Below are 1,972 nucleotides of genomic sequence, written 5' to 3'. Positions count from 1 at the left end.
CCTCGATCATCGAATCCGGCGTCGACCCGAGCCGCATGGCCGGCATCCGCGGCCAGCTGAAGTCGATCGGGCTGGAGCCCTATGACTGCCTCAGCCCCGGCCTGATGGACTATATCGCCACCTGGACCGCCAAGAAGTCCGGGGCCCTGGCGGCCTGACAAATCCTGCGATTTCTGCCATGGGGCTGGCTGACACGCCGGCCCCATATTTGTTTGGAAGCAACGATGCCCGCACCCATTATCTACGTCGATGCCGACGCTTGCCCGGTCAAGGCCGAGATCGAGAAGGTCGCGGAGCGCCATGGCGTCGTCGTCGCCTATGTCTCCAATGGCGGCCTGCGGCCGTCGCGCGATCCTATGATCCGCAACGTCGTCGTCTCCAAGGGCGCGGACGCGGCGGACGACTGGATCGTCGAGAACGCCAGGGCCAACGACATCGTGGTGACGGCCGACATCCCGCTGGCGGCGCGCACGGTGGCGCTCGGCGCGCATGTGCTGGGACCCACCGGCCGCCCCTTCACGCCGGAGACCATCGGCATGGCGGTGGCGATGCGCGATTTGAAGCAGCATTTGCGGGAAACAGGCGAAAGCCGGGGCTTCAACGCCTCCTTCACGCAGAAGGACCGCTCGCAGTTTCTCGGCGAGCTCGACCGCATCTTGCGGCGTGCCTTGAAATCCGTCACACCGGATTGATCCAACGTCTTCAGGGGCCTCGGGCCATGGGTGACGACCTCAAGACGCCGATGCATCGGCACATGCAGTTCGCCCTCGCCGCGGCCGTCGGCATCGTCGCGCTGCTGCTTGCCTTGTTGCTGCGCTGGCCTTTGCCCTACTCCATCGGCGCCAATGTGTTCTTTGTGAGCTACATCGCTCTCGTGCTGACCCTGATGCCGAGTCTTACCGGCCGCTATCTCAGCAAGAACGCACGGGCGACGGACCTGCCGGTGCTGGCGATCTTCGCCGTCACGCTCTTTGTCGTCGGCGCCGCCATCGTCTCGCTGTTCCTGCTGATCAACCAGAAGGATGCCGCGCATCCCATGCAGCTCGCCTTCGCCATGCTGTCGATCCCGCTCGGCTGGTTCACCATCCACGCCATGGCGTCGCTGCACTATGCGCATGTCTACTGGAAGGATGGCGACGAGATCGACGAGAAGACCCAGAAGAAGATGCCGGTCGGCGGCCTTGATTTTCCGGGCGGCAAAAGGCCGGAAGGCTGGGATTTCCTCTATTTCGCGACAGTCATCGGCATGACGGCGCAGACGGCGGACACGGCCATCACCACCTCGCAGATGCGCCTGGTGGTCCTGGTCCATTCGGTCCTGACCTTTTTCTTCAACACGGTTATCGTCGCCGCAGCGGTCAATCTCGCGGTCAGCCTGGGGGCTTCGTAATAAATCCGTGATCGCATGAAACATTGCCTTGTGCGGCGACGTATTGAGGGGAAGACAATGACCTGAAAAGCCGCTTCCCGATGGCGGCCGGAGGCAAGATGGACACTGTTGCCAACAACCGATCCGCCAGCGAGGCGGCCGGCAAGGACACGACCCTCATCTATCGGCAATCGCGCTGGACGCGGCTGACCCATTGGATCTGGGCTTTCTCGCTGTTCTTCATGCTGCTTTCCGGCCTGCAGATCTTCAACGCGCGGCCGCAGCTTTATATCGGCAAGCAGTCCGGCTTCGAATTCAACAACACCATCCTCCAGATCGGCGCCGAAAACACCGCCAACGGTCCGCGCGGCTTCACTGAAATCTTCGGCCATCGCTTCGACACCACCGGCGTGCTCGGCTGGTCGGGTCCGCCGGGACAAGAGACGCCGCGCGCCTTTCCATCCTGGGCGACGATCCCGTCCTATTACGATCTCGGCACCGCTCGCGTCGTGCATTTCTTCTTCGCCTGGATCCTGACCACGACGCTGCTCGTCTGGCTGGTTGCCGGCCTGATCAACGGCCATATCCGCCGCGATCTCGCCC

2 protein-coding genes and 2 pseudogenes are annotated in these 1,972 nt (G+C 63.1%); all 4 read left to right on the top strand.

Translation table 11 applies throughout. The annotated features are described in order from the left end of the window. Positions 1-158 (top strand): annotated as a pseudogene (locus EOD07_RS38825) (aldehyde-activating protein); the annotation flags it as partial. A 66-nt stretch (positions 159-224) separates the two neighbouring features. Then, the gene (locus EOD07_RS32550; protein WP_127238168.1) at positions 225-692 is read left to right on the top strand and encodes a YaiI/YqxD family protein; all 468 of its coding nucleotides are present in this window, start codon (positions 225-227) and stop codon (positions 690-692) included. 26 nt (positions 693-718) lie between these two features. Next, positions 719-1,390 (top strand): DUF1345 domain-containing protein, encoded by a 672-nt coding sequence (locus tag EOD07_RS32545; protein WP_127238167.1) that lies wholly within the window; start codon positions 719-721, stop codon positions 1,388-1,390. A 98-nt stretch (positions 1,391-1,488) separates the two neighbouring features. Further along, positions 1,489-1,972 (top strand): annotated as a pseudogene (locus tag EOD07_RS32540) (cytochrome b/b6 domain-containing protein); the annotation flags it as partial.

Source organism: Mesorhizobium sp. M2C.T.Ca.TU.002.02.1.1 (assembly GCF_003997225.1).
The sequence above is the reverse complement of the archived record's forward strand: the minus strand, read 5'-3'. Positions and strand labels throughout refer to the sequence as shown.